Genomic DNA, 24,170 nt, shown 5'->3' with positions numbered 1-24,170 from the left:
CGGCGCTGCGCGTCACCAACGCCCGGAGGCTGCGCCGCCTGCGAAACCGTCCCAGGAGGTCGGCGCCGGCCCCGAGCGGTAGTAGTCGTCCCGGGAGCGGAACTCCACCGGCAGCGAGCCGGGCAGGGTGATCCGGGTTTCCCCGGCGAGCAGCGCGGGGCCGGCCCGCAGCAGCAGAACGTCGCGCTCCTGGGCGGAGAGGTCGACGAGTTGCGGGCGGGTGAGCCGGAACATGGCCACCGCCCGGCGCACCTGCCGGGCCAGCGCGACGACCTCACCAGGTGACCCGCCGAGGGCCAGCGCCGGCTGCTGGATGGTGCGCAACGCGTCGCAGACGATCATCAGTTGTGCCGGATCGGTGGGGGGAAGCTCCAGCCGCGACGGCCACTGCCAGCGGATCTGACCGGTCATCAGACCGGTCAGCCGCCCCGCGAGCCGGGACCGGGGCGTGTCGTCGGCGACCAGGGACAGCTGCGAGCCGGTGCCCACCCAGCAGATTCGCTGGTCGGTGACGGTCACCGAGACCGGCCCGGGAAGCTGCCAGCCGCGTCGTGTCTCGGTCGGCCCGAGCAGGTAACCCGCGACGAGCAGCCGGTGCCTGCCGAGCACCTTCTCGCCGGGCAGCGGTCGCATGTCGTAACGCCGGTCGAGGGTCGGGCCCACGTCGTCGTCCGGCGCGTCGAAGCGGTGTGGGCCGATGAAGAAGGGGGACGCGTCGCCGTGCATCGTCACGACCTCCCGGTCAGCTGGCTGTGGGTTGAGCCTCGCCGATCCGTCGGCCACTGTCATGACGCCCGTTAGGGGGTCGGCCGGTCGTGCGTCGCCTGTGACCGGTAGATGCCGATCTCCTCCGGGCGGACGAGCCCGTCCTCGATCGCACGGGCGAGCAGCGCCGCCTTTGTGGCTGCCGGCCGCCCCGCCCGGGTGTACTTGATCCGCGCACGGTCCACATACTGCTTCACCGTGTGCTCGCTGATCTGCATGCGGCGGGCCACCGACGCCTTGGACATCGACTGGAACCAGAGCAGCAGCGCCTCACGTTCCTTGTCGGACAGCATCGGCCGGTCCGGTCGCGGATCACCGACCATCGCCCCGGCCAGCGCCGGCGGCACGTACGGGCGGTCGCTCGCCGCGGCCAACACTGTCGCCACGCAGTGCTCCCGGCCCTCGTGCTTGGCCAGGAACGCCACCGCCCCGGCGTCCAGCGCCGCGAGCATCGTCTCCGGGTCGGTGTGTTCCGAGTAGACCACCACCCGTCGCCCGGTGGCGCTCAGCTCGGCCAGCTTGTCCAGCGCCATCCGGCCGTGCAGCCGCAGGTCGAGCAGTACGACGTCGGCGTCCGGGGCCCTTCGCAACACCTCGTCCGGGTCGTCGCCGGTGGCCAGCACGGTCAGTCGCGGCTCGCTGGCGAGCCAGGCGCGCACCCCCTCGACGACCACCGGGTGGTCGTCGACGATCGCCACGCCGATCAGCCGGTCACCTGTCACCCCAACCACCGGGTCTGCGCCCATCTGATGTCCCCGTCCCGCTCGTAGAGGTGCTGCACCGGCCCGTCCTCGTGCTCCCCGAGCGGAGGGCCTGTCGCGTCCGGCCCCTCCCGGTCCGGCGTGACCAGACTGACCACCACCTCGCCGGGGCCGGACACGACGGTCAGGCGGGCCCACCCCCGGGCGTCGGCGAGCAGGCCGGTGAGCGGGTCGGCCAGCCGGCGGCGGATTTCCACCGGCAGCGGTGGTGGGTTGCCGATGGCGACCAGGTCGATCGGCAGCCCGTTGCGTTCGGCCAGGTCGGCGGCGGCGCGCAGCTCGTGCAGCAACGGGTCGGGCACGTCGTCGGACTCGGCGATCAGGCGGCGTAGGCGGGCCGCGGCCAGCACGCAGCGGCGCTGCGCCTCCGGGTCGGCCGGGTCGACCTCCCCGGCGGCCAACTCGCCGAGCACCCGTCCGGCCGCCGCGCCGACCAGGGCGAGCCGGTCACGGCGTTCCTGCCGGCCCCGCTCGGCGGCGGCCCGCTCGGCGGCGAGCGTGTGCATGGCGGCAGCCGCGGCGGCCCGGTCCCGGGCCAGGCCGACGATCACCGCGCTGCCGACGAAGACCGCCACCGGCAGCGAGAAGGTGCCGTAGACGTACATGGTGTAGCGGGCCAGGTCGGCCGCGCCGGGGCCGTGCGCGAGGACGGCGCCGAGCGCGATCAACGCGTGCGTCGTCAGCAGCGCGAGCAGGCCGCCGATCCGTCGGCCCCACAGCGCCAGCACGAAGAACCAGCCGAGCGTGCCCCACACCCAGTTCGCGGCGGCGAACAGTTGTCGTTCGCCGACCGCGGCGAAGACGGCCGCGTCGACGGCCAGCAGCAACCCGGCGAGCGGCCAGGGCGGCAGCGGCGCGCTCCGCAGCAGTCGGACGCCGGCCACCGCCCCGGTCACGGCGACCAGGATCCAGCCGCCGAGCACCACCGTCGGCGCGGCGAACTGCGTCCGGCTCGCGAGCACCGCCGGCAGTCCGATCGCGACATGCCAGGCCAACGCGATGGCGACGGCGACGATCCGAGCACCGCGGTCGGAGGCGTGCGCCACCGCGGCCGGCGCGGCGAGCACCGCGGGCTCGAGCGGCGTGGACCCGTCGGCCGGACCGGGCTGCGGTCCCGGGATTGCCGCCTTGCGGGTGCGGGTGCGCTCCGCCGAGGCGCCGAGGTCAGCCGACACCGGGCCACTCCAGTCGGATCCGGGTGCCCGCTCCGGGCGCGGAGTGCACCTCGGCCCGCCCGCCGACCGCCGCCATCCGACCGTGGATCGACTCGCGCAGCCCGTACCGGTGCCGGGGGACGACGGCCGGGTCGAAGCCGGGGCCGTCGTCGACCACCTCGACCACGACGGCGACCGCGTCGCGGGTCAACCGCAGTGTGGCCCGCGCGCCGGGCGCGTGCCGGACCACGTTGGACAGTGCCGCGAAGGCGCTCTCGGTGATCGCGTCGGCCACCCCGGCGGGCACCGCGCAGGAGGCCAGCTCCAGGCCCACCGGCAGCTCGGGGAGCCGGTCGGGCACCGTGCGCAACCGGCCGTCGAGGGGCACCGGGCCGTCGCCGGGCGCCGGACCGAGGTCGGTCAACGCGACGAGAGTACGCAGGTCGGCGGCGCACCGGTCGCGGAAGGAGGCCGACGGGCCGGCCACCGCGCCGAGCCCCACCATGGTCAGCGTGCCGAGCACTGTGTCGTGCAGGTCCCGATTCTGCTGGCGCTCCGCCTCCCGGGCGGCGCGGGCGACCAACGCCTCCCGGGTCAACCGATGATGCTCGGCGAACGCCCGGTCGGCCCGCCCGATCCGGCGGCGCATCACACCCGCCATCATCGCCGTGCAGGCCGTCTGCACCAGCAGGGTCGCGGCGTGGGCCCGGGACTCGGCGGGGTTGCCGGCGGCCTGTGCGCCCACCACGTACGTGACGGTGACCAGCAGCCCGGCCGGGACCGACCAGCGGGCCGGTGCGGTGGCCTGCGTGTTGATGACAGTGGTGCTGGCGAGCACCGCGATCCAACTGCCCTCGCCGGGCAGCACCTCGGGCGCGACCAGGTGAGGGATGAGGAGGCAGGCCAGCGCGGTGACAGCGACGTCACCGGCGACCAGGGCCGGGGTGATCCCGTGGCGCACCGCGCGGCCGGCGTACCAGAGCGACCATCCGGTCAGCGCGGCCACGCCGGGCAACAGTAGGGCCTCGTCGACCGGCGGGGTACGCACCGACAGCGCCACCGCGGCGCCGACCAGCCCGCACGTCAGCCGCAGCAGCGCCGGCAGTGTGGTGAAGATGAGGCTCAACGCCCCGCCGGCCGGATTATCCAGGGCGGGCGGTGGCACGGTCGGGGCGGCGGTCGCCGGCATCGGGAGCTGTCCTTCCGACAACGACCCGGTCCGGGTCCGCGCGGCAGAGATCGACATCGGAGAATAGCATGGCGTACGGTGAGCGTTCACCCACCGTACGCATGGTGTCGCCTTGTCGTCACTCTGCGCTGCGGGGCTGGATCAGGTCCCACCGATTGCCGTACAGGTCGACGAAGACCGCCACCGACCCGTACGCCTCGTGCCGTGGCTCCTCCAGGAACCGCACCCCGGCGGCGGCCATCCGGGCGTGGTCCCGGGCGAAATCCTCGGTGTGCAGGAACAGGCCGACCCGACCGCCGGTCTGGTCACCCACCCGCGCCCGCTGCTCGTCGCTGCTCGCCCGAGCCAGCAGAAGCGCCGTCTCCCGGGCCCCCGGGGGTCGCACCACCACCCAGCGCGAGCCGTCCGGGCGGGCCGTGTCCTCGACCAGGTCGAAGCCGAGGCCGCCCACGTAGAAGTCGATCGCCTCGTCGTACTCGCGTACCAGCACCGCGATCAGTCCCAGATGTGCCATCCGGCCATCATGCCGACGACCGACCCGGCCCGACCTGCGGCGTCGCCCAGGGTCGGCGACGTCACTCTCGGTCGGCTCCGCTACTGGAAGCCGATCGGGTGGGACTTGACGAGCCAATTGAGATGACGACCGTCTCGGCCCGGGTCGGTCCAGTAGTCGATCACGGCGTAGCGGCGTCCCCTCTCGGGCATGGTGAACCGCTGGTGCGTCTCGGCGCCCGTCTGCGAGGTGGCGGTCACCTCGTGGCTGCCCGGCGGGAGCTTGACGGGGAACAGGATCCAGTTGTGCTGGCCCTGCACGTCGAAGGGCTGATCGACGAGCCGGGTGCCGTCGATGCTGACGGTGACGGTGACCCGGTCGTCGTCGAACGACTGATTGCTCACCCAGAGGTGCAGGTCGGCCAGGTCCTCGTCGACGAGGCGGATGGCCTCTGGTGTCGCGCTGGGCGGCGGGTGCGAGACCACGGGACCTGCCGTTGCGCTGCCGCGTCCCGGAGGAGGCGCCGGGTTCGTCGACCTGGCGAATCCTCCGCAGCCTGCCGTGGCCAGCAGCGTCGCCCCGGCGAGGGCGGCCGTACGGGCGAGAGTCTTCGCATCCATCCCGATGCGACGTCGCAGGACCGGCACGCGTTCCCGGCTCCGTCGGATTCGTCCGTCGGGCCGGCCGTCCGGAACCGGGCACCGGCATCGGCCGTCTCATCTCCTGGCGAGAGGTGGTGAGCCGGATGCGCTCGGGCGGAACGACACTGGCGGCGGCGCTGCTCGGCATGGGGCTGTGCGGTCTGGCACTGAGCGGCTGCGCGGGGCCGGCCAACTCGCCCCGCGATCCCGGCCCGGCCGAGATCGTCGAGAAGTGGACCTCCTGCGCCGAGAGCGCACCGCGGGCCGGCGTCGTGCTGCCCGTACCGCCGGGGTCCGCCGGGCCGTCGGCGGCATCGCCGGGCGGGGCGACGCCGGCCGGGGTCGAGCCGAAGATCGGGCGGATCGCCCCCGCGTTCGTCCCGGTCGCCGCCGTGCTCTGCGGTCGCGAGGTCCGGCCAGGGGCCGGTGGCGGCCGGGAGCAGGTGGCCACCGAGCGCCGCGCCGACGAGATCGGCGCGCTGGTGGCCGCGTTGCGCCTGTCCGACCAGGTCCGGGGCCGAGGGGAGGTCGCCTGCACCGCCGACCTGGTCATCCCACCCTGGCTGGCGCTGCTCGACGACCAGGGACGCTGGCTGCGGCCGTACGTGCCGACGGACGTCTGCGGCAAGCCGCGCCCGGAGGTGCGCGCCGCGCTGGACGGACTGCGGCTGACCACTGTCGACAGTCGTACCGTCGGGCTTGTCGAATCGTCGGAGGCCGAGACCGCCGGCTGCGAGCAGCGCTGGTCGGACATGGTGTGGGTGGAGACCCACCTCGGCCGCCCCGGACGTGTCGTGCCCGGCGCGGATCCGACGGTCGGGCCGCTGCGCCTCTGCGTCTACGAGGTGCCCCCGTCCGAGCGGGGCGGCGGCAAACCGGCAGGTGACTTCGTGTACGGCGGGCCGCTGCCGACCGAGCGGCAGACGAAGGCGCTCCGGGCGCTGACCACCACCCGGCCGGCGGCCGACTGTGCCACCCCCGCGTCCCGCTTCGCGGTGCTCCGGTCCCTGGACGGCGGTGAGCCCGAGTGGTACGTCGAACTCGACGCCTGCCGGCGGTTCGTGGTCGTGGCAGCAGCCGGTGGGACGCAACTCGGGCAGGGCGACGCGACGTTGGCGGCGCTGCTGGGCCCGATCTGACCCGCCTCAGCGGATCGGCAGCGCCTTCGTGCCGCCGCCGGCGATCGACCGCTTGACCGTGGTGCCGCTCGACCAGTAGTAACAGCGCACCCCGCGGTCACCGCGGTCCCACAGCTGCTGCGACGGGAAGCGGTACGCGGTGCCGGTGCGATACACCAGCTTGCCATCGGCCGGCACCTTGGCGAAGCGCGCGATGACGATGCGGCAGGCGTTGTGAACGGAGGCCGCGTCACCTGTGGCGTCGTCCCAGGAGCGGTCGGGGGCGGTCCAGATGCCGGCGTACTCGAACTGGTGCCCGCTGGTGCAGGCGACCGGCCGGAACATGTGCCACTTGTCCTCGTTCATGCAGCCGAGCATCAGCGGCGAGCGGCTGGCCAGCACGTTGCGGAGCGAGCCGACCCGTTCGTTCGCCCCGTCGGTCGCGCCGTTCGGGCCGTTGACCTCGTCCAGCTCGAAGATGTCGCACCGGTACCAGCGGCTGCCACCTGACCAGCCGGCAGGTGACGTCGGCGCGACCTGCACCGACAGTCGCGCGTTGCGCCAGTCGCCGCCCACGAACTGCTTGGCCCGGGTGTCGCAGTCCGCGAACGTGGAACGCATCGTCGCCGAATAGACCGCAGGCGGGGTCGTACGCGCGGCCAGCGCTCCCGTGAACGTACCCACGTAGAAGGTCTCCAGCAGGTGTGTCTTCGCGCAGTCCACCGGGGTGTAGCTGCTCAGGTAGGCGGTTGCGCCGGGGATCTTGTGGCACTCGCCGGCCTTCGGGGCGAACTGCTGCGCCGCCGCCATCGGCCGCCAGTCGTCGGACAGGTCGCCGTCCGTGCCGGCCGGCGTGCCGCAGCCTGCCAGTGCCGCCGTGAGGATCGCAGCCGTCAGCGCTGCCCTGCCGTGCCGTCGCATGTGATTCTCCCCGTGGCCCCCGTGTGAACGCGGGCAGCATATGGCACCGACGCGACGGCTCAGCACCCGCTTCCGGTGGGGTTTGATCCACCGTTCGCCGCACCTGGCCGGCCACGTGGGTGCCCCGGTGGCGGCGCGACCCGCTGATCGCCATTCGTGTGGTGTTGGCAGGATGATCGCGTGCAGCGGATCGCAGCGGAGTGGGTGGGTCCAGTCCCCGGCCTGCGGTTGGGTCATGATCTGGCGCCACTGTCGCTTGAGCCGGTGGTCAGGTACCGCCTGCTCGACGGGGTGGTCAGCGTGCTGGACGAGCAGTTGCAGCCCATCCGGCGGCTCGACCTGGACGTGCCACCGACGGCCAAACTCCTCGCGGCAACTCCGGATCTGGCGACGGTCGTCGTCACGGACACCCGTTCGGTCATCGTCATCACGGCGGGAGGGCCGATCGCGCTCGACGTCGCGGCGGCCGATTCCGCGACGCTGCTGCCCGGCGGCCGTCTGCTCGTCACCGCGCCGATGATCGAACGGCAGGAACATCAGGGCCGGGAGTACGACACCAGGGGCGAACACCTGGTGGTCCTGGTTGATCTGGGCACGGGCCGCATCCTCGACCAGGCCGTTCTCGACGTGGCGGACGCCGGCGTGATCGCCGTGCCACACCCGCACGACGGATCGGTGGTCTTGGACGCGGGCATGGGGCAGGACGGCAGTGCGATCTATGCCGCGCGGGTGGCCGGCGACCGGATCACCGTGGAGCTGATCGCCGAGGACGTGGTGTCGACGAGCTTCGCGCCGTCCGGAGACCGTCTGCTGCTCATGCCGCACCCCAGCTTCGACGACGAGATATCCCTCCTGGAATGGCCGAGCGGGCGTACCGTCGCTCGACTGCACGCCGACGATCTGGCACTGGAAGAATTCGCGTTCGACCTGTACGGATGTTTCCTGAGCGACAAGCGGATCCTCGTGCAAACCTCCGAGCACGGGTTGCTGCTGTGCTCGGGCGAGCTTCGCCCTGTCGCGTGGATCAGCCTGAATCCGCCCTCCCAGTCCGGCGACGTCGAGGTGTCGATGGCGCTGGGTGTCACAGAGGACGTGTTCGCCGCCGACCTCTGGGATGGGGAGTCCTCCTCGGCGACCGTCTGGCGGATCCCGCCCCTCGACGCCTGATGCCGCGTGACCGCAGCGGAACACCCTTCACACGAGCTGGGGCAGGCAACGGCAGCCATCAATCCTTCAGGGAGCAAGTGCTGCTCCTTGATCAGGAGTTACGCCGTTCGTCCAACAGTCCCGATCGCCGCCGCCACCTACCCATTGCGCTGGCGAGGACAAATGCAACGCCGGCGAGCAGGAGCAGGAGCCCGGAGCCGAGGTTGGTCGGCAGGCTGGTTCCCGTTACGGGCAACGGACGTTGTGGGCCCGACGGGGAAGGTTGTGGGTCCGACGGCGAGGGTTGTGGGTCCGACGGCGAGGGCTGTGGGTCCGACGGCGAGGGCTGTGGATCCGACGGTGCGACGGTGACGGTGACGCTCGACTGTGCCGTTGCGTCGCGGAACGGGCCGCTGCCGTTGAAGCGGGCCATGATGGTGTGGCTTCCGGTGGAAAGACGATTGGTGGTCAAGGTCGCTGTGGCCGTGGGTCCGGCGGAAAGGGGCGCCGCGCCCAGGGTGGTTATGCCGTCGAGGAAGGTCACGGTTCCGGTCGGGGTGAGTCCTGTCGTGGCAGCGGCGCACGCTACCTCGGCCGTCAGCGCGGTGGGTTCACCAGTCGACGGGCCGGGAGGCGTGGCCGCCAGGTCGAGGGTGCATTCGGGCAGGACCACTTCAACGGTCAGCGGTTCGGATTGTTGGCCGGGGCAGAGGTCATTGCCGTCGTAGCGGCCTGTGATGGCGTGGCCTCCCGGCGAGAGGCTGCCGGAGGTCAAGCTGGCGGTGGCAGTAGTGCTGCCGGAGAGGGTGGCGTTGCCGAGGGTGTTGCTGGCGTCGAGGAAGGTGACGGTCCCCGTTGGAGTGCCAGCGGTGCAGGTCACGGTAGCGGTGAGGGTGACAGGTTGGGTGGTGTCAGGGGTCGACGGAGATGCCCGCAGGGCGATGGTGGAGGTGGGGGCCCGTTCTGCCGCGACAGCGAGACTGTGATAGTAGCCGCCGGCCATGGTGGTGATCTTCGTGTCAGCCGCCAGGCTGACGGGCACCGGTACAGAGACGCCCATCCCGGGCCATGAGCCAGTTCTGGTGCCATTTCCCACCTGGCCGTAGTTGTTTCGGCCCCAAGCAAGTAATTTTCCGGTGGAGGTCAGTGCCAGACTCTGGGCGTTGCCACCCGCGATCGCTGTGATTGTGGTGTCAGTCGGCACGCTTGCTGGCACGGGCACGCTGCTGTTAGCGAAAGTCCCGTTTCCCAGAGAGCCAAAATAATTCGCGCCCCAGGTGAACACCTTGCCCGTGGAGGTCAATGCCAGGCTGTGGTCGTTGCCGCTGGCAACGGCAGTGATCGTGATGCCAGCGGGAAAAACTATCGGAATGGGCAGAACGGTGTCCTGGCCCCAGGTGAGTACGGTTCCCGTGGAGGTCAACGCCATGCTGTGACTTCCGGCTGCGGCGATGGCGGTAATCGTCGTGCCGGCCGGCAGGGCTACTGTAACGGGGGTATTGCTGTTCGTGGTGTTTCCGTTCCCCAGTTGGCCGGATCCGTTGGATCCCCAAGCCAACACCGTGCCATTGGATGTGAGCGCCAAGCCGTGATTGGTGGCAGCGGCTATGGCGGTGATGGTGGTGGCGGCCGGCAGCGCCAAGGGCACGGGTAGGTAGCTGTCAGTGTTAGTCCCGTTCCCCAGCTGCCCTTGATCGTTATTGCCCCAAGCCAGCACCGTGCCGGTGGCGGTCAACGCGAGGCTGTAAGTGCTAGAGGCGGCAACTGACGTGACCGTGGTGCCGGCGGGCAGGTGTACCGCCGCAGGCACGTAGCTGTCGTTCTGGGCGCTGTTGTCGGTCTTGGTGCCGTTCCCTAAAACGCCGTAGTAATTGGTTCCCCACGCTAGTACGGTGCCAGTTGAGGTTAACGCCAGACTATGAACTGCTCCAGCCGCAACATCGCTGATCGTGGTCCCGGTCGGCAGGTGAACCCGCACCGGGCTCAGCTTGTCATCAAGGGTCGCCGTCCCCACCCCGAGCGCGCCATAACCGTCCCGTCCCCAAGCGAGACCAATCCCAGTTGCAGCACCAGATGGCGGAGTGGCCGCAGCCGCATGCTGGGCGAGTGTTGGCAGGGGGTCGGTCAACGCTATGCCCAGGCCGATCGTCAACACCGCAAGCGCTGCAAACTTCTTACGGGGCCCGCGAAACAGGGCCCGCCCCGAGCGGACATCCGGCAGAAAGCCCGTCCGAAACTGTTTCATTACCCCACCTCGGCAAGATGCAGAAATCTTGCTCAACGTACGTGGCAGCGAGACGCCAAGGGGCGATTTCGCCAACATGATAGAGGGGTGGAGCGTTTCGGCGGACAGATCATGTGCGTGTCTACGCTGCCGCCCATGACGAGCCCGCTCAACAACCTGCCGCTCTACCGGCAGTTGGCTGACCTGCTCGCCAAGCAGATCGAGGAGGGCAAGCTCCGCCCTGGACAGCCCTTGCCGAGCGAACTCCACTTGCAGCAGACGTACGGCGTGGCCCGAGGAACCGTCCGGATGGCGATGCGCGACCTGCGCGACCGAGGCTTGGTCGTCACCGTGCACGCGCGGGGCACCTTCGTAGCCGAGCAAGGCTGACCACACCGCGACGGCTTCGCGTTCCTGTGCGACCAGGAAACCGTCTTCACGCTGCGCTTCTCAGACGACAGCAGCGTCGCCGTCATCGTCCACCCCACCGATGACCACCGCCGGTTCACGCTCACCGAATACACCGGGTCTAGACGTCGCCCAGTCGAGCATCACGTCGATCTAACCCAAATCGACCCTGAACCCGGCCGACCGGGCCGGTGATCGGCAGCTAGCCTCACAGGCCCAAGGCGGGGCAGGGGTTGCGGCGAAGCGCGGTGGCCATCGCTGTGGCTAACCGCCGTGTCGATGTGCTGTTGAGCGGTATACCTCAGAGGTATGAATATGACTCTGAGGTATACCGCTCACGACCGTGTCCGCCCCACGGAGGTGACCGACGGTCACCGCCGGCCGCCAGATGCGCCCACCGCCCCAGCCAGGGTTAGGAATTACTCGTCCAGGTCCCGGCCGGCGGGGACGTGAGCGTACGGGCGCCCAGCTCCCTGCCGGCGTACCTCATCGGTTGGGATCCTCAGTGGGCGCGGACCGCGACGGCCGTGTACGGCGTGGTCGGGGTCGGTGGCGTGGTGAAGCGGCCGTTGGGCAGGTAGAGCCGGCCCAACGCCTTGGCAACGGTGGTGGGCACGTCGAATCCCGGGTCCGTGATCGTGCCGGTGACCGTTCCGGCGGTGCCAGCGCGGTTCAGCGTGGCCACCGCGATCTGGTTGAGGCTGTTCTGCACGACGTAGAGGGTGCGGCCGAGCAGCAGGAGGCCGTCGCCGTTGGTGAAGGTGTAGCCGGGCACTGCCACGACTGTGGTCGCACCGGTCGCCGGATCGACCCGGAACAGCGTGCCCGTGTTGGACTGGACGACGATCAACGCCCTGCCGTCCGGTGTGGCGACGATGCCGTTGATGTTCACGCCGGAGCCGACCTGCTGGTATGCGCCGGTCAGCGGGATGGTCGTGAAGCCGTCGGCAGGCGGTAGCGCGCCACCGCGACCGAGCGGCAGCCGGTAGAGCACCGGCCGGTTGGAGTCGGTGAAGTACGCGGCGTCGCGGGTCAGGACGACGTCGTTGACGAACGTCGGGGCGGTGGCGAACTGGTAGCGCGCCAGCACCTCGCCCGTGCGGGTGTCGAGCACGCGAGCGTCACCGGCCGTGCCGCCGGCGACGAACAGCCGGCCGTGCGGGTCGATCTTGAGGCCGAGCGACGGGGTGCCGGTGGGTGCGCTGATCGTCGTGCCACGGCCGGTCACCAGGTCGGCGCGGTAGATCTCACCGGTCGCGCGGGAACCGAAGTACGCGTAGCGGCCGGCGGTGGCGACGCCCTCGGGCTGGAAGCCGTCCGGCAGGTCGACGACGGCCGGCGGTCGGCCCCCGGCGTGCGCCTGGGCGGGCGCGGCGGCGACGGAGGTCAGGAGGGCGGCGGTCAGGGCGACGCCGAACGCGGTCCTGAAGGGACGGTTCACTGTGCTCCTTCCAGGCGGGCAGAGGGGGACACACCCGCCACGATCACTGGGGCCAGGACGTTCCCCACTGTACGACCGTCGATGGATTGAGATTGTCCGCCGCCATGCCGCCTGCGGTTATCGAGGTGTCCTCCCGACACGCGCCACATAGGGTCGCCGTCGTGGATCAAGATGCAGAGCTTGTTGCTGCCGTCCAAGCGGCCGATCCGGTAGCCGTGGCGAAAGCGCTCGCCGACGGCGCCGACCCCGACTCCGACTCCCCCTCCAGCCCTTATACGACCTTGTTGTCCGAGACGGCGGCTGCGGGGCAGTTGAAAATCGCGGGGTTGCTGACGGCTGCGGGGGCGTCGCTGCGGGCGAGGCGGCCGCAGTACGAGTCGCCGCTGCGGTCGGCGGTGCGCAACGGTCATCTCGACGTCGTCCGGCTCCTCGTCGATCGTGGCGCCCTTGAGGTCGAGGGCACCGACCGTGGCAGCCTTCTCGCCACCGCGATCGCCGCTACCCGGCACCGACCCCAGCCGGCGGCGTTGGAGGTCCTGCGGTACCTGCTGGACCTCGGTGCCGGTGTGGCGCCCGGCGAGGAGGTCCCGATCGTGCAGGCGGTGCTGGGACCGGTTGCGCCCGCCACCATCCGCATCCTGCTCAGCCACGGCGCCGATCCGAACTCCCGGCGCTCCGACGGCACTCCAGCACTGATCCTCGCCGCTCGGCGCGGTGACCATGCCGCCGTCGACGTGCTGCTGACCGCGGGCGCTGATCCGAACGTGGTCGACGGCACCGGGCACACCGCGCTGATGCATGCCATCGAACGGGACGAGCAGGTCGTGAGCCACGCGCTGCTGCTGGCCGGGGCCGACCCCGCGGGAGCGCTGGAGACCGCGCGGGGCTGGCAGCGGCAGGGCATCCAGTTCCAACTCGGCGAGAGGAGCGCCGGCCTGGATGACGTACCGATCGCCCGTACGGCTGTGCGGCTGCATCCCACGGGGTACGAGCTGCGCGGCGATCCGACGGACTTCCGCCGCTGGGGGCAGCTCGTCGCGTGCGCGGTGGAGGAGCTGGGCGACAACGAGTGGGACACGCGGACCGGCACCCCGTACGCGCTGGCCCAGACGGTCGCCCGCCGCCTCGTCGACGAGCCGGCCAAGTCGCCCAGGGGGTCGTGGCACCGCATCGAGCTGACCGCGGCGGAGCTGGCCACGGTGCGGCAGGCGCTCGTGGAACTCGCCTACGCGGTCCGTGTCACGCTGCCGGACGGTCTCGGGCAGGAGTATGTCCACGATGCGCTCGACGAACTCAACGCCCAACTGCGCTGACCTGCGGCGACGGTGGTGCGCCCGGTAGGGTTCGAACCTACGACCTTGGGATTAGAAGTGGCGTTCGCGTATTGGTCTCTAGTTTCAGAGCCTTCTCTGGCTGCGGGTTCTCTTCCTCTAGCCACTCCAACCGCTCCGATCGCCTGCACTTCGCACCACGAGTAGCCCCATGTCCGAGCGTCCCCGGGTGACTCGCTCCGTCGGAGGCGACGGAGGACCGCTCAGTGTTGGCTACGCAGAGCGCCGGAAGGTGTGGCCCCTGTGCCAGGCGAAGTAGGGCTCTCGGCTGGGGGACCACCAGTCGGTCGTCTCCCTGGTCAACACGGTGCGACAGTGAGCTGCGACCGCGGGGGAGAGCGCTACCTGTGGGCTGACCTCGATAACGCCCCCGGGTTGGACCGTGACGAAGCCGTGTTCGTAGAGGCTGTCGCACCCGAGGATGCAGGCGAGCATTGCCACGTTGTCGTAGTCGAGCTTCTCGGCTTCTGTGCACTCGGAGCGCTTCTTGATGTGGGCGGCGACGAGGAACTGTGGTGGCAGTTCACGACCGCAGAGCGCGCACGCCGCTCCGCCGATGTCACGGAGGCGTCGCTTGAGCTGGGCTTGCTCTCGTCGGTATGCGGCGAGGCGACGGCCGTCGGGATCGCCTGGGAAGTCCTTGATCGCCTTCCGCAACTCGTCCGGGTCGGCTGGGAGGCTATCGGGCCCGCTGGCTGCCGTGGTCAACGATCCTGCGGCGAGATCGACCGCCAGCCGAGCCGAGCTAGAGGAGTCGTAGCCGGGGACGCTGAGACGGAGCCGAATCCGCTTGGTGCTGTTGCCGGGGCGCCGGGCGGTGGACGCTTGCCCGATCGTGGTTTGGGCGTTGGTCAGCTTTCGTCGGAGCCCGTGAGGTTCGGGAACATCGACCAAGCGAACGGGCTCACTGATCAGGCTACGGCTCGACTCAGGAAGTAGCTGGGTGCGCTGGGAGTCGACGATTGCTGTCTCGATGACAGCTCGGCGGTCCTTGAGACGCTGCAAGATCAGTTCTAGCGCGGCCCGATAGTCAGTGTTCCTAGCTGCTCTGCCCGTGGCGCGGCCGCTCATGCTTTCGAGGATCACAGCGACGTGATCGCCATCGGATTCTACGGAGAATTCAGCATCGAGCACTTGGCCGCGATCGTCGGTCATTCGCACAGGGGCACTCTGGCACAGGCGTGCGACGGGCTGCTCCGGTCGCCTCCTGGTCGGGAAGGGCTGAACCACCTCCGCAACTCCGCAAACATGGCTGTGAGCTGGGCAGATGCTTGCGGAGATGCGGAGTGCTGGTGAGGGGTCATCTCCGCAATCGGGGTTCATCCCCGAAGCAGGTTGCGGAGATGCGGAGATCGATGGTTCCTGATGGTCTGATCTCCGCAGGGTGTTTCCCCTGGTGGTGGAGGGTTGGTGCGGCGTTGCGGAGATGCGGAGCTGGTTCAGCGGGTTTCAGCCTGGTGGCGTTCGACCCAGAACACGGCCCGGTCGCCGCGCTCGTTGCGGCTGGTGCGTAGGACGTGATCGCCGCGCCAGCGTCAGGCCTGTCCGGTGAGCAGCCGGCCGAGTTCCGTAGTCCGGGCCAGCGTCTGGCGGACAGTAGAGCACCTCGGATTGCTCGCTGAGCGGCTTCACCGGCCAGTCGTGGTACACGCTAAGCGTTGACATGAAGACGTAGCGGGTAGCTACCGGCGCGAGCGCGTGTGTCACCGCGAGAGTATTGCTCGGCACGTAGCCCGAGGTGTCGACCACTGCGTCCCAAGGGCCGGCGGCAGCGAGGCGTGCCAGGTCTTCCGGTTGGGTCCGATCACCCCTCAAAGGAAAACGGCCGCCGGGAAGGGATTAGAGGTGCCTCGGTTGAAGGTGGTCACCCAGCCGGCACTTTCGGCGGCCGTGACGATCGCATGTCCCACGAACCATGTCCCACCAAGCACTAGCAAGCGCATGGAATCATCATGCCCACCCAGCGGCGAGTTGCCGAGTCGGCCTAGTCCTAGCAGGAGGGTTGCGTCAGCCGGCTCCGGCCCCGCTTCACAGCTCAGCCGCGATGGCCGCTCTGGAGACTTAGAAGACGATCGCCGAGGTAGTGCCGCTTGCCGCTGATTGGGTCGACGCCGGCGATAGACCCTCACCTGAAGTGACCCGCTGGGGAGCATTCGATCTCGCCGCGCTGGCGCTTGGTGCGTCCGTTCGAGACTGCCTCGACGCCACCGTAGCGAGCTCGCACCACGAATAGCCCACGCGAGCCGGCCAGATCGAGGGAGTACCTGTGCGCCCGGTAGGGTTCGAACCTACGACCTTGGGATTAGAAGTCCCCTGCTCTATCCGCTGAGCTACGGGCGCGCGGCGTGGATGTCGCGCCAGAAGGGTACCGCCGACCCCGGGCACGCCGGGGTAAAGGGTGCCCCCGTCCGCGTCGTCGAGCAGGGTCTCACGAAGGTCGGGTGACCGGCATCCGGGTTCCCGCAGGTCGACCACGCCGCGGCCCGTACCCTCGGCTGGTGTTGCTGGACCCCGACGCCGAGAGCGGCGTCGCCTACGAGCTGTGCCAGGTCGTCGGCCGTGCCATCCTGCCGTACCGCACCGCCGACGCCTACGGCACCGCCTTCTTCTTCCAGGACGGCGACGACCCGGTGGGGGAGGCGCTGCTGACGGCGGCCGACCTGGTCGGTGCTCCGGGCGGTGAGCTGGGCCTACGGTCGAGCGTCACCGAGCCGGCCGGCGTCGCGCCGGACGCCGTCGCGGAGAGCGAGATCGTGCCCGGCTGGGCCCGGTTCCCCGGCGACGGGGTCGCGGTGCTGCCGACCGCCGGCCTGCACCGCTACGCCGGCGACGGCGGCTGGCGGTGGCGCGTGCAGCCGGTCCCGGCCACGATCGCCGCCGGGCCCGAGGCCGTCGCGGCCCTCGGCGCCGAGGGCAGTTCCGCTTTCGTGCTGGCCCATGGGGTACGCGAGGACGACTCGCGCCCCCTGGAGGTGGGGATCGAGCGCGTGGTCCGCGACGGGGACGACGTGCGGATCACCAGCGAACTGCCGGCGGGGTACGTCGGGGCACCCGTCTTCGTCGTGCAGCCCGACGCTGCCGGGGAGGTGGCGCTGTACTGCCTGGGCCTGGTGCTGCCCGGCGTCGACGGTCACCCGGTCGCGACCTTCGACCGGATCCGGGCCGTCCTCCCGGCCACGCCAGGCGACACCTGAGTCGGGACAGCGCCGCTTGGTCCCGCCGGCCCGGTCGGACGCGTCGGCGATCTGCGGCCAGCCCGCTCGCCTGAGCTGAGGGCGGGCGCTGCGCGCGTCGGTCGGGGACGGCCGCCGTCTCGGCTCGGGGCAGGACTCGGCGGGTGTCAGTCGCCGACGGGCGTCACCTCGGCGCGATCGGCCGTCGGCTGCCGGCTGCCCGGCACCCGGGGGCCGTCGCCGGTCGGGACGGGGTCCGTGGGGGCGGTGCTGATCGGGTTCGCCTCGGTCGTCGCGGGGTCGGCCGGGGCGGTCGGGCCGGCGGCCAGGAACGCCTCGGCCCACCGGCCGACCTCGTCGAAGACCTTCTTGCGTACGGCGGGACCGGAGAGCGTCAGGTCGTGCAGCCCGCCGTCGAAGCGGGCCAGTGTGACGTGCCGGCCGAGGCGGGGCGCGTAGCGGACCATGTGCTCGACGTCCAGCACGGCGTCGGCGACTGTCGCGTTGTCGTGCCATTTCGTGCCCCGGAAGGAGCGGGTCGAGCAGGCCAGCAGCACCGGCACCGGAATGTCCAGGCCGGCGCGCAGCCGGCGTTGACCGGTGCGGATCGCGTTCAGCCAGCCGGCCCGCACCGGGAACCCGGCCAGCGGCTTCCACGCCAGGTCATAGGTCCACTCGCCGCGGTGGTCGGCGTGCAGGCTCTCGCCGTACACCGTGCCCAGGCCGAACGGCAGGATGCGGTGCGGCGCCCTGCGGCCCAGCCGGGAGACGGCGGCCGCGAGGGGTCGACGGATCGCCCAGGGGGCGTTGAGGTCGAAGAAGGGGCTGTTGAGGACCAGACCGTCGACGGTGCCGGCGTCGCGGCGGGCGTCCGCCCAGAGCGAGAGGATCAGGCCGCCGGTGGAGTGGCCCATCGCCAGCAGGGTGTCGTGCCCGTCGTCGGAGCGGATGATCTCGGCGGCGGCGTCCAGCTCGGGGAAGTAGTCGCTGATGTCGCGGCAGAAGTTCGGCGTCTGGTGCGCGAGCAGGCTGCGGCCGTACTTGCGCAGGTCGAGCGCGTAGAAGTCCCAGCCACGCTCGGCGAAGAAGTCGGCCAGGTGGGTCTGGAAGAAGTAGTCGACGAAGCCGTGCACGTAGAGCACAGCGCGCCCGGTGGGGCGCTCGGCCCGCCGCCGGACCAGTGTCGCGACGACGGGGCCTTCGTCGTCGGTGCCCAGGTCGATCGTCTGCCGCTCGTACGGCGGCCCCAACACGTCCGGTTCCACGAACGCGACGCTACGCCGCCGACCTACCCGGCGGTAGCCCTGGTCGACGCCCGCCCGCCTGCCCCCGCGATCCTGCACTTTCGGCTCCCGAATCGCGGCTGGTGGCGCCTTGTGTCGGGGCGGAAAGTGCAAGATCGCGGAGGCGGGGCGTGGGTTACGCCGTTTCCGCGTCGGCGCGGGCCGGGTCCTCGGACTCGTCGACCTCGCCCTGCGGCTGGGGGACGTCCCGCAGGTGCTTGTTGTGCCGCGGCTCCTGCCGGGTCTTGGCGTCGTTGAGCCGCCTGCGCAGGTCGTCGCGGACGTCGTTGAGGGCGGCGTGTAGGTCCTCCTCGGCGGAGGTGGTGACGATCTTCTGCCGGCCGGCGATCCAGCACTCCAGGGTGACCTTCTGACCCCGGGCCTCCCGGTCCTTCACCGAGACCTCCAGCTCGGTGGCGTCGGCGTGGAAGCCGGCCAGCCGGGCGTCGAGGGTGGCGAACTGCTCCGCGATCCAGTTGCGGTCGCCCTGGGAGAACCCCGCGCCCACCCGCAGGCACTCAGCCACGGTCGCCGGGTTCGCCACGGCGCTCATCGCCGCACCTCGGTAGCGGTTGCGGAGCCGGAAGTAGTGATCATCATGGCGCTGACCTCTCGTCGACGTGGAGCTTGTCGGTGGTGCGTTGATCAAATCCATACCCAGTTCGGACGGCTCCGGAACCGTCGGCGCCCGGACAGGTGAATCGGCCGTACCACAGCGGGGGTGTGATCAGGGCGTTGTCCACAGGTGGCCTCGTCATCCACAGGTGGGAGATGGGCGCTCGCGGTGGGCGCAGTCAGTGTCGATGCTCGGTGTCGAGTCGACTCGCGCTGGCAGACCTTGACCCCCTGGAGGGACGATGTTCGACACGTACGTCACGATTGTCGGCAATATTCTGACGGCGCCCGAGTGGCGGCGTACGACCCAGAGCAACACCCTGGTGGCCAACTTCAAGGTCGCCTCCACCGCCCGCCGGCTCGACCGCGACAGCGGCCGGTGGGTCGACGGCAACTCCCTGCGCGTCCGCGTCAACTGCTGGCGAAAGCTCGCCGAGGGCGTGGCCGCCTCGGTGATGGTCGGCGACCCGGTGGTGGTCTGCGGCCGGCTCTACACCCGCGACTGGACCGACGACGCCGGCAACCACCGCACCCTCTACGAGCTGGAGGCGGTCGCCGTCGGCCACGACCTGTCCCGGGGGCGGGCCCGCTTCCTGCGCAACCGGCCGACCACGACCACCAGCATCGTCGAGGACGCGGCCACCGAGAGCCACGTGCACGGCGAACCCACCGAACCGGTGCCCGACGACCAGGCGCCGGTGCTGCTCGACGACCGACCGCTCGACGACGATTTCGAGCTGCCGGAGTACGGCTCACTGCGTACCAGCCCGCTGGACCACGGCCCGCTCGACCACGGCCCGCTCGACCACGGCCCGCTCGACCACGTCTCCCTCGACGACGGCTTCTCCGCCGGCGGCGGGGACGGTCGCGCGGCCCTCGACGACGAGCTGACCCTCGCGGTGAGCACGGACGACTCCGACCCGGAGGACGACCCCGACGACGAGTTGGGGCCGGTGCCCGACGAGGGCCGGCCGGAGGCTCCGCCGTCCGGTCGGGGCCGGCGCGGCCGGGGGCGGGTCGCGCAGCCGGCGTGACAGCTCGGCCCGGCCGGCCGGCACGGGCGGCACGACGGGGGCGGGGTGGCGACGCGACGGGCGTCGTCACCCCGCGTGACGGGAACAGGCGGAGGTGAGGTCGATGGAACACGGCGGTCGCGGCCGGCGCACCGGCTGCTCGTCTAGGCTGGCCGGCCGGGGGGTGGTACGCGTGCGACGGACAGCACCGGTGGCGAACGCGGTGGGCCTGCTGGCCGGTTACGCGCTGGACAGGCTGTTCGGCGACCCTCAACGGTGGCATCCGGTAGCCGGGTTCGGCCAGGTGGCGGGCGCTCTGGAGCGTCGCCTGCACCGGCCGGACCGGACGGCCGGCGCGGTGTTCACGGTGCTGGCCGTCGGTGGGCCCGTGGTGCTCGGGGCGGTCGCCGCAGCGGCAACCCGGCGCCGGCCGGTGAGCCGCGCGGTGCTCGTCGCCGCCGGCACCTGGACCGTGCTGGGCGGTCGTACGCTCCGACGCGAGGCAGCCGTCATGGGTCGAACGCTTCGTGACGGTGACCTGCCCGCCGCCCGACTGCGGCTCGGCAACCTCTGCGGGCGGGACCCCTCGACCCTGGACGAGTCGGAGTTGGCCCGAGCGACAGTCGAGTCGGTCGCGGAGAACACCTCCGACGCGGTGGTCGCGCCGCTGCTCTGGGGTGCGGTCGCCGGCCTGCCCGGTCTGCTGGGCTATCGCGCCGCCAACACCCTGGACGCGATGGTCGGGCACCGATCGGAGCGCTACGCGCGGTTCGGCACCCCGGCCGCCCGGCTGGACGACCTGCTCAACCTGGTGCCGTCCCGGCTGACCGGGCTCCTCACCATCGCCGTCGCGCCTGTCGCGAACGGCGACCGGGAGCGCGCCTGGCGGGTGTGGCGACGGGACCGCAACGATCACCCGAGCCCCAACGCCGGGCAGTGCGAAGCGGCGATGGCCGGCGCGCTCGGCGTCCGCCTCGGTGGCCGCAACATGTACTTCGGGCGCTCCGAGGTCCGCCCGTTCCTGGGCGACGGCCCCCGTCCCGAGGCGCGACACCTCAAGCGGGCGGCCCGCATCTCCGGCGCTGTCGGGCTGGCCGCACTCGGCTTGGCGGCCGCGTACCCGGTGACCGTGGGCCGCCTGGCCGGCGCCGTCGCCCGCCGCAGCTTTCGGGCCGTCGGCCCCAGGCCCGGGAGCGGGTTGCTGTCCGGCCGGGCCGGGTTTGTCGGCGGCCTGCTGTCCGGCCAGGCCAAGGCCGGGGGTGGCTTGCGGACGGCCGGGCGGGGAGGCGGCCTGTTGCCCGGCGGGGCCGGGTCGGGGCATGGCCTGGTTCGTGGCGCGGCGGGGCGGGTGAGCGGGCGATGAGCGGTGGGCTGCTGGTCGCCGGCACCACGTCCGACGCCGGCAAGAGCGTGCTCACCGCCGGCATCTGCCGGTGGCTGCACCGGCAGGGCGTGAAGGTGGCGCCGTTCAAGGCGCAGAACATGTCGAACAACTCGGCTGTCGTGGTCGGGCCGGACGGACGCGGCGGTGAGATCGGCCGCGCCCAGGCCATGCAGGCCGCCGCCTGTGGGCTCGCCCCGGACCTGCGCTTCAACCCGGTGCTGCTCAAGCCCGGTAGCGACCTGGCCAGCCAGGTGGTTCTCCTCGGTACGGCGGTCGACACGATCACCGCCGGCACCTTCCGACAGTTGCGGCCCCGGCTCGCCGAGACCGCGTACGCGGCGCTGGCCGAGTTGCGGGCGGCGTACGACGTGGTGATCTGCGAGGGCGCCGGAAGTCCGGCGGAGATCAACCTGCGGGCCGGGGACTACGTGAACATGGGGCTCGCGCGGCACGCCAACCTGCCCGCCATCGTGGTCGGCGACATCGACCGGGGCGGCGTGTTCGCCTCGATGTTCGGCACGGTGGCCCTGCTCGATCCGGCCGACCAGGCGCTCATCGCCGGCTTCGTGATCAACAAGTTCCGCGGCGACCTCGGCCTGCTCCAGCCCGGGCTGGACATGCTGCGTCACGTGACCGGCCGTCCCACGTATGGGGTGCTGCCCTGGTCGCTCGACCTCTGGCTCGACGCGGAGGACTCGCTCGCCTACGGCCGGGTGCTCGGCCGCCCCGCCGCTCCGCACGGCACCGACTGGTTGGACGTGGCAGTCGTCCGGCTACCCCGCATCAGCAACGCCACCGACGTGGAGGCCCTCGCCACCGAGCCGGGCGTGCGCGTACGCCTCACCGTCGAACCGGCCGAACTGGCCGCCGCCGACCTGATCGTCCTGCCCGGCTCGAAGTCGACAGTCGCGGACCTCACCTGGCTCCGCGAGACCGGCCTCGCCGCCGCGGTGACCAGACACGTGGCAGCCGGCAAGCCGCTGCTCGGCCTCTGCGGCGGCTTCCAGATGCTCGGGCGGGCCATCCACGACCCGGTCGAGAGTCGACAGGGCAGCGTGCCCGGGCTCGGCCTGCTGCCCATCGAGGTCACCTTCGACCCCCGCAAGACCGTCCGGCAGTCGGTCGGCACCGGTCCGGGCGACGTGGCGGTCCGCGGCTACGAGATCCACCACGGGTACGTCTCGCAGACCGACCCGGCCCTGACCCCGCTGCTGACCGGGGCCGACGGCAGCGGTGAGGGCGCGGTGCTCGGTGCGGTGCACGGCACGCACTGGCACGGGGCGTTCGAGTCCGACGGGTTCCGCCGCTGGTTCCTCACCGAGGCGGCCCGGCTGGCGGGGCGCACCGGGTTCCGGGTCGCGCCGGCCACCAGCTTCGCCGCCGCCCGGGAAGGCTCGCTCGACCTGCTCGGCGACCTCGTCGAGGAGCACCTGGACACCGATGCCCTCTGGCGCCTCATCGAGAGCGGCGCACCCCCGGGCCTCCCCTTCATCCCGCCGGGTGCCCCGCCGGCCTGAGCCCGACCCGGGGCGGCGAGCTGCGGTTCCAGCGCGATCTCCAGCGGCGGGGCGCGGCCGACGCGGAGCAGGGCGGTTCAGGGCCGGATGTCGGCGGGGCGGTCCGTGGTGGGCAGGCCGGCGGCCAGCCACGCGTCGACGCCGCCGATCATGTCGGTGGCCCGACGCAGGCCGAGCGTCTGCAGGCTGGCGGCGGCCAGGCTGGAGCTGTAGCCCTGGCGGCACACCACCACGATCTCCCGGTCGTAGGCGGTGGCCTCCGGGATGCGCCAGGCGCTGGCCGGATCGAGCCGCCACTCCAGCACCGTGCGGTCGATGACGACCGCCCCGGGCAGGTCGCCCTGTTCGCGGCGCTGGGTGTCGGTACGGGTGTCGACCAGCAGAGCGCCACCGCGGACCGCCTCGACGGTCTGCTGTGGAGTCAATCGGTGCAGCCCGGCGCGGGCCTGTTCGAGCAGGGCGTCAATGCCGGGGCTCATCACGTCTCGGAGCACCACCCGATCATGCCGACTCGGTCATCGGCCCGCGCGCCGAACGGGCCGCCCGTCACCCGTCACCGCCCCAATTCCCCCGGACGTGAGAATGGCCGACCCGGGGCGTCAGCCGGACGTGTCATCCCGCCGCAACCGGCGTGATCGACTCGGGTTTCATGATGTCGGGGTGTCCCGCCGGCGAGGACACCCCGGGATCACGGAAGCCGAGTTGATCTGGGCGGTGACCGTCCGCCAGTGGGGCGTGGGCGGGGCATACTTCGGTCGTGCACGGCATCGTCACCAGGGGGCTTACTTAAGAACGCCCGCAGCGGCGCGAGCTCGACGGCGCGGGCCGGGGGCAGGGACCAGGGCGGACACGGGGGCGGGGACGAGGGGATGGACGGCGGCGGGCCGACCGGGCGATCCGGCGCGCAGGGGCCGCCGGTGGTGGTCGTCGAGGCGTACACCGAGTTGGCACGTCGGGTGCTCGCGGCCCCGGCGCGGTTGGGGCGGACCCGGCTGGTCGCGATCGACGGGCCGAGCGGCGCGGGCAAGAGCCGGTTCGCCGCGCACCTCGCGGACGCCCTGGCGGCGCTGCCCGGTGGGCGTCCGCCGGTGGTGCACACCGACGACCTGCTCGACGGCTGGGACGACCAGCTCACCTTCTGGCCTCGTCTGGACGCCGGGGTGCTGACGCCGCTGCGCCGAGGACAGCCGGGGGCCTACCGGCGCTACAGCTGGGTGCGGCGGTGCTTCCTGCCCCGCCCGGTGCCGTTGCCGGTGCCGCCGGTGCTGATCGTGGAGGGGGTCAGCGCGGCCCGTGCCGTCGTCCGGCCGGAGCTGACCCTCGCCGTCTTCGTCACCGCGCCGGCGCCGCTGCGGCTGGCCCGTGCGGTCGAGCGGGACGGGCCGGAGATCCTGCCCGAGCTGCGCCGCTGGCATGCCGGGGAGCGGGCGCACTTCGCCGCCGACGACACCGCCGCGCGGGCCGACCTGGTGGTCGACGGCGCGCCGACGCTGCCGCTCGACGTGTCCCGGTACTACGCGCGGGTCCGCTGACCGGGGCATGGACGCCGGCCTACCGCTGCGGCACGATGCGAGGAGTCACGGCGAACGGGGG

22 protein-coding genes and 1 tRNA gene are annotated in these 24,170 nt (G+C 71.6%); 9 read left to right on the top strand and 14 right to left on the bottom strand.

Features of this window, described 5'->3' with window-relative positions; all coding sequences use genetic code 11:
* Positions 1-12: 12 nt before the first annotated feature.
* The 6 genes from MILUP08_RS28435 to MILUP08_RS28410 form a co-directional block, all read right to left on the bottom strand.
* Positions 13-726 carry a hypothetical protein gene (locus MILUP08_RS28435; protein WP_007464296.1) on the bottom strand — a complete coding sequence of 238 codons (714 nt, stop codon included), beginning with the start codon at positions 724-726 and terminating at the stop codon, positions 13-15.
* A gap of 71 nt (positions 727-797) precedes the next feature.
* A complete protein-coding gene (locus MILUP08_RS28430) occupies positions 798-1,511 on the bottom strand; it encodes a response regulator transcription factor (RefSeq protein WP_007464295.1) in 714 nt (237 codons plus the stop codon).
* Positions 1,484-2,701: a hypothetical protein gene (locus tag MILUP08_RS28425; RefSeq protein ID WP_007464293.1), complete on the bottom strand. Its 1,218-nt coding sequence runs from the start codon at positions 2,699-2,701 to the stop codon at positions 1,484-1,486. Before MILUP08_RS28425 ends, MILUP08_RS28430 begins: the two co-directional genes overlap by 28 nt.
* Positions 2,691-3,869, bottom strand: coding sequence for a sensor histidine kinase (locus MILUP08_RS28420; protein WP_007464291.1), 1,179 nt, complete (start codon positions 3,867-3,869; stop codon positions 2,691-2,693). The genes MILUP08_RS28425 and MILUP08_RS28420 overlap by 11 nt, the downstream gene beginning before the upstream one ends.
* Positions 3,870-3,987: 118 nt before the next feature.
* Positions 3,988-4,383 carry a VOC family protein gene (locus MILUP08_RS28415; protein ID WP_007464290.1) on the bottom strand — a complete coding sequence of 132 codons (396 nt, stop codon included), beginning with the start codon at positions 4,381-4,383 and terminating at the stop codon, positions 3,988-3,990.
* 80 nt (positions 4,384-4,463) lie between these two features.
* On the bottom strand, positions 4,464-4,847 hold the full coding sequence (locus MILUP08_RS28410) for a hypothetical protein (RefSeq protein WP_039906747.1): 384 nt from the start codon (positions 4,845-4,847) through the stop codon (positions 4,464-4,466).
* Between the two features lie 260 nt (positions 4,848-5,107).
* Here MILUP08_RS28410 and MILUP08_RS28405 point away from each other — a divergent pair, with 260 nt between their 5' ends.
* Positions 5,108-6,142, top strand: a complete 1,035-nt coding sequence (locus tag MILUP08_RS28405; protein ID WP_007464285.1) for a hypothetical protein — start codon at positions 5,108-5,110, stop codon at positions 6,140-6,142.
* 6 nt (positions 6,143-6,148) lie between these two features.
* Here the strand turns inward: MILUP08_RS28405 and MILUP08_RS28400 are convergent, their stop codons facing one another.
* Positions 6,149-7,042, bottom strand: coding sequence for a septum formation family protein (locus MILUP08_RS28400; protein ID WP_007464283.1), 894 nt, complete (start codon positions 7,040-7,042; stop codon positions 6,149-6,151).
* 300 nt (positions 7,043-7,342) lie between these two features.
* On the opposite strand from MILUP08_RS28400, the gene MILUP08_RS28395 reads away from it, so the two are divergent.
* Positions 7,343-8,209 carry a hypothetical protein gene (locus MILUP08_RS28395; protein WP_144057035.1) on the top strand — a complete coding sequence of 289 codons (867 nt, stop codon included), beginning with the start codon at positions 7,343-7,345 and terminating at the stop codon, positions 8,207-8,209.
* Positions 8,210-8,300: 91 nt separating this feature from the next.
* Here the strand turns inward: MILUP08_RS28395 and MILUP08_RS34995 are convergent, their stop codons facing one another.
* A complete protein-coding gene (locus tag MILUP08_RS34995; protein WP_007464279.1) occupies positions 8,301-10,433 on the bottom strand; it encodes an RCC1 domain-containing protein in 2,133 nt (710 codons plus the stop codon).
* A gap of 87 nt (positions 10,434-10,520) precedes the next feature.
* Here MILUP08_RS34995 and MILUP08_RS28380 point away from each other — a divergent pair, with 87 nt between their 5' ends.
* Positions 10,521-10,802, top strand: a complete 282-nt coding sequence (locus MILUP08_RS28380) for a GntR family transcriptional regulator (protein ID WP_337588126.1) — start codon at positions 10,521-10,523, stop codon at positions 10,800-10,802.
* A 520-nt stretch (positions 10,803-11,322) separates the two neighbouring features.
* Here the strand turns inward: MILUP08_RS28380 and MILUP08_RS28375 are convergent.
* Positions 11,323-12,261, bottom strand: coding sequence for an SMP-30/gluconolactonase/LRE family protein (locus MILUP08_RS28375; protein ID WP_007464270.1), 939 nt, complete (start codon positions 12,259-12,261; stop codon positions 11,323-11,325).
* 161 nt (positions 12,262-12,422) lie between these two features.
* Here MILUP08_RS28375 and MILUP08_RS28370 point away from each other — a divergent pair, with 161 nt between their 5' ends.
* A complete protein-coding gene (locus MILUP08_RS28370) occupies positions 12,423-13,574 on the top strand; it encodes an ankyrin repeat domain-containing protein (RefSeq protein WP_167626072.1) in 1,152 nt (383 codons plus the stop codon).
* Positions 13,575-13,805: 231 nt separating this feature from the next.
* On the opposite strand, the gene MILUP08_RS34055 is transcribed toward MILUP08_RS28370, so the two are convergent.
* The gene (locus MILUP08_RS34055; RefSeq protein WP_144057033.1) at positions 13,806-14,747 is read right to left on the bottom strand and encodes a hypothetical protein; all 942 of its coding nucleotides are present in this window, start codon (positions 14,745-14,747) and stop codon (positions 13,806-13,808) included.
* 1,112 nt (positions 14,748-15,859) lie between these two features.
* A tRNA-Arg gene (locus MILUP08_RS28360) sits at positions 15,860-15,932 on the bottom strand.
* 158 nt (positions 15,933-16,090) lie between these two features.
* On the opposite strand from MILUP08_RS28360, the gene MILUP08_RS28355 reads away from it, so the two are divergent.
* The gene (locus tag MILUP08_RS28355; RefSeq protein ID WP_007464252.1) at positions 16,091-16,786 is read left to right on the top strand and encodes a hypothetical protein; all 696 of its coding nucleotides are present in this window, start codon (positions 16,091-16,093) and stop codon (positions 16,784-16,786) included.
* Positions 16,787-16,932: 146 nt separating this feature from the next.
* Here MILUP08_RS28355 and MILUP08_RS28350 read toward each other — a convergent pair whose 3' ends face one another.
* Both MILUP08_RS28350 and MILUP08_RS28345 read right to left on the bottom strand, forming a co-directional pair.
* The gene (locus MILUP08_RS28350) at positions 16,933-18,030 is read right to left on the bottom strand and encodes an alpha/beta hydrolase (protein WP_083915933.1); all 1,098 of its coding nucleotides are present in this window, start codon (positions 18,028-18,030) and stop codon (positions 16,933-16,935) included.
* A 154-nt stretch (positions 18,031-18,184) separates the two neighbouring features.
* Entirely contained in the window at positions 18,185-18,601 is a 417-nt protein-coding gene (locus tag MILUP08_RS28345; protein WP_007464249.1) for an HPF/RaiA family ribosome-associated protein, read from the bottom strand.
* A gap of 304 nt (positions 18,602-18,905) precedes the next feature.
* On the opposite strand from MILUP08_RS28345, the gene MILUP08_RS28340 reads away from it, so the two are divergent.
* The 3 genes from MILUP08_RS28340 (at position 18,906) to MILUP08_RS28330 (ending at position 22,577) form a co-directional block, all read left to right on the top strand.
* Positions 18,906-19,697 carry a single-stranded DNA-binding protein gene (locus MILUP08_RS28340; RefSeq protein ID WP_007464247.1) on the top strand — a complete coding sequence of 264 codons (792 nt, stop codon included), beginning with the start codon at positions 18,906-18,908 and terminating at the stop codon, positions 19,695-19,697.
* 103 nt (positions 19,698-19,800) lie between these two features.
* Positions 19,801-21,039, top strand: a complete 1,239-nt coding sequence (locus MILUP08_RS28335; protein ID WP_007464246.1) for a cobalamin biosynthesis protein — start codon at positions 19,801-19,803, stop codon at positions 21,037-21,039.
* Entirely contained in the window at positions 21,036-22,577 is a 1,542-nt protein-coding gene (locus tag MILUP08_RS28330; protein WP_007464245.1) for a cobyric acid synthase, read from the top strand. The genes MILUP08_RS28335 and MILUP08_RS28330 overlap by 4 nt, the downstream gene beginning before the upstream one ends.
* A 77-nt stretch (positions 22,578-22,654) precedes the next feature.
* Here the strand turns inward: MILUP08_RS28330 and MILUP08_RS28325 are convergent, their stop codons facing one another.
* Positions 22,655-23,056, bottom strand: a complete 402-nt coding sequence (locus MILUP08_RS28325) for a rhodanese-like domain-containing protein (RefSeq protein ID WP_039908933.1) — start codon at positions 23,054-23,056, stop codon at positions 22,655-22,657.
* Between the two features lie 390 nt (positions 23,057-23,446).
* Here MILUP08_RS28325 and MILUP08_RS28320 point away from each other — a divergent pair, with 390 nt between their 5' ends.
* Complete coding sequence (locus MILUP08_RS28320; protein WP_007464243.1) at positions 23,447-24,109, top strand: uridine kinase family protein; 663 nt, start codon at positions 23,447-23,449, stop codon at positions 24,107-24,109.
* The last annotated feature ends 61 nt before the right edge of the window (positions 24,110-24,170 follow it).

The organism is Micromonospora lupini str. Lupac 08, from assembly GCF_000297395.2.
GTDB classification, from domain to species: domain Bacteria; phylum Actinomycetota; class Actinomycetes; order Mycobacteriales; family Micromonosporaceae; genus Micromonospora; species Micromonospora lupini.
Note: the sequence above shows the minus strand (reverse complement) of the source record. Positions and strands in the feature narration are given on the sequence as shown.

Excerpts from the sequence above, each read along its gene's own strand:
- MILUP08_RS28435 (WP_007464296.1), bottom strand. The coding sequence starts at position 726 with ATGCACGGCGACGCGTCCCCCTTCTTCATCGGCCCACACCGCTTCGAC.
- MILUP08_RS28430 (WP_007464295.1), bottom strand. The coding sequence starts at position 1,511 with ATGGGCGCAGACCCGGTGGTTGGGGTGACAGGTGACCGGCTGATCGGC.
- MILUP08_RS28420 (WP_007464291.1), bottom strand. The coding sequence starts at position 3,869 with ATGCCGGCGACCGCCGCCCCGACCGTGCCACCGCCCGCCCTGGATAAT.
- MILUP08_RS28415 (WP_007464290.1), bottom strand. The coding sequence starts at position 4,383 with ATGGCACATCTGGGACTGATCGCGGTGCTGGTACGCGAGTACGACGAG.
- MILUP08_RS28405 (WP_007464285.1), top strand. The coding sequence starts at position 5,108 with ATGCGCTCGGGCGGAACGACACTGGCGGCGGCGCTGCTCGGCATGGGG.
- MILUP08_RS28400 (WP_007464283.1), bottom strand. The coding sequence starts at position 7,042 with ATGCGACGGCACGGCAGGGCAGCGCTGACGGCTGCGATCCTCACGGCG.
- MILUP08_RS34995 (WP_007464279.1), bottom strand. The coding sequence starts at position 10,433 with ATGAAACAGTTTCGGACGGGCTTTCTGCCGGATGTCCGCTCGGGGCGG.
- MILUP08_RS34055 (WP_144057033.1), bottom strand. The coding sequence starts at position 14,747 with ATGACCGACGATCGCGGCCAAGTGCTCGATGCTGAATTCTCCGTAGAA.
- MILUP08_RS28345 (WP_007464249.1), bottom strand. The coding sequence starts at position 18,601 with ATGAGCGCCGTGGCGAACCCGGCGACCGTGGCTGAGTGCCTGCGGGTG.
- MILUP08_RS28340 (WP_007464247.1), top strand. The coding sequence starts at position 18,906 with ATGTTCGACACGTACGTCACGATTGTCGGCAATATTCTGACGGCGCCC.
- MILUP08_RS28335 (WP_007464246.1), top strand. The coding sequence starts at position 19,801 with ATGGAACACGGCGGTCGCGGCCGGCGCACCGGCTGCTCGTCTAGGCTG.
- MILUP08_RS28330 (WP_007464245.1), top strand. The coding sequence starts at position 21,036 with ATGAGCGGTGGGCTGCTGGTCGCCGGCACCACGTCCGACGCCGGCAAG.
- MILUP08_RS28325 (WP_039908933.1), bottom strand. The coding sequence starts at position 23,056 with ATGAGCCCCGGCATTGACGCCCTGCTCGAACAGGCCCGCGCCGGGCTG.
- MILUP08_RS28320 (WP_007464243.1), top strand. The coding sequence starts at position 23,447 with ATGGACGGCGGCGGGCCGACCGGGCGATCCGGCGCGCAGGGGCCGCCG.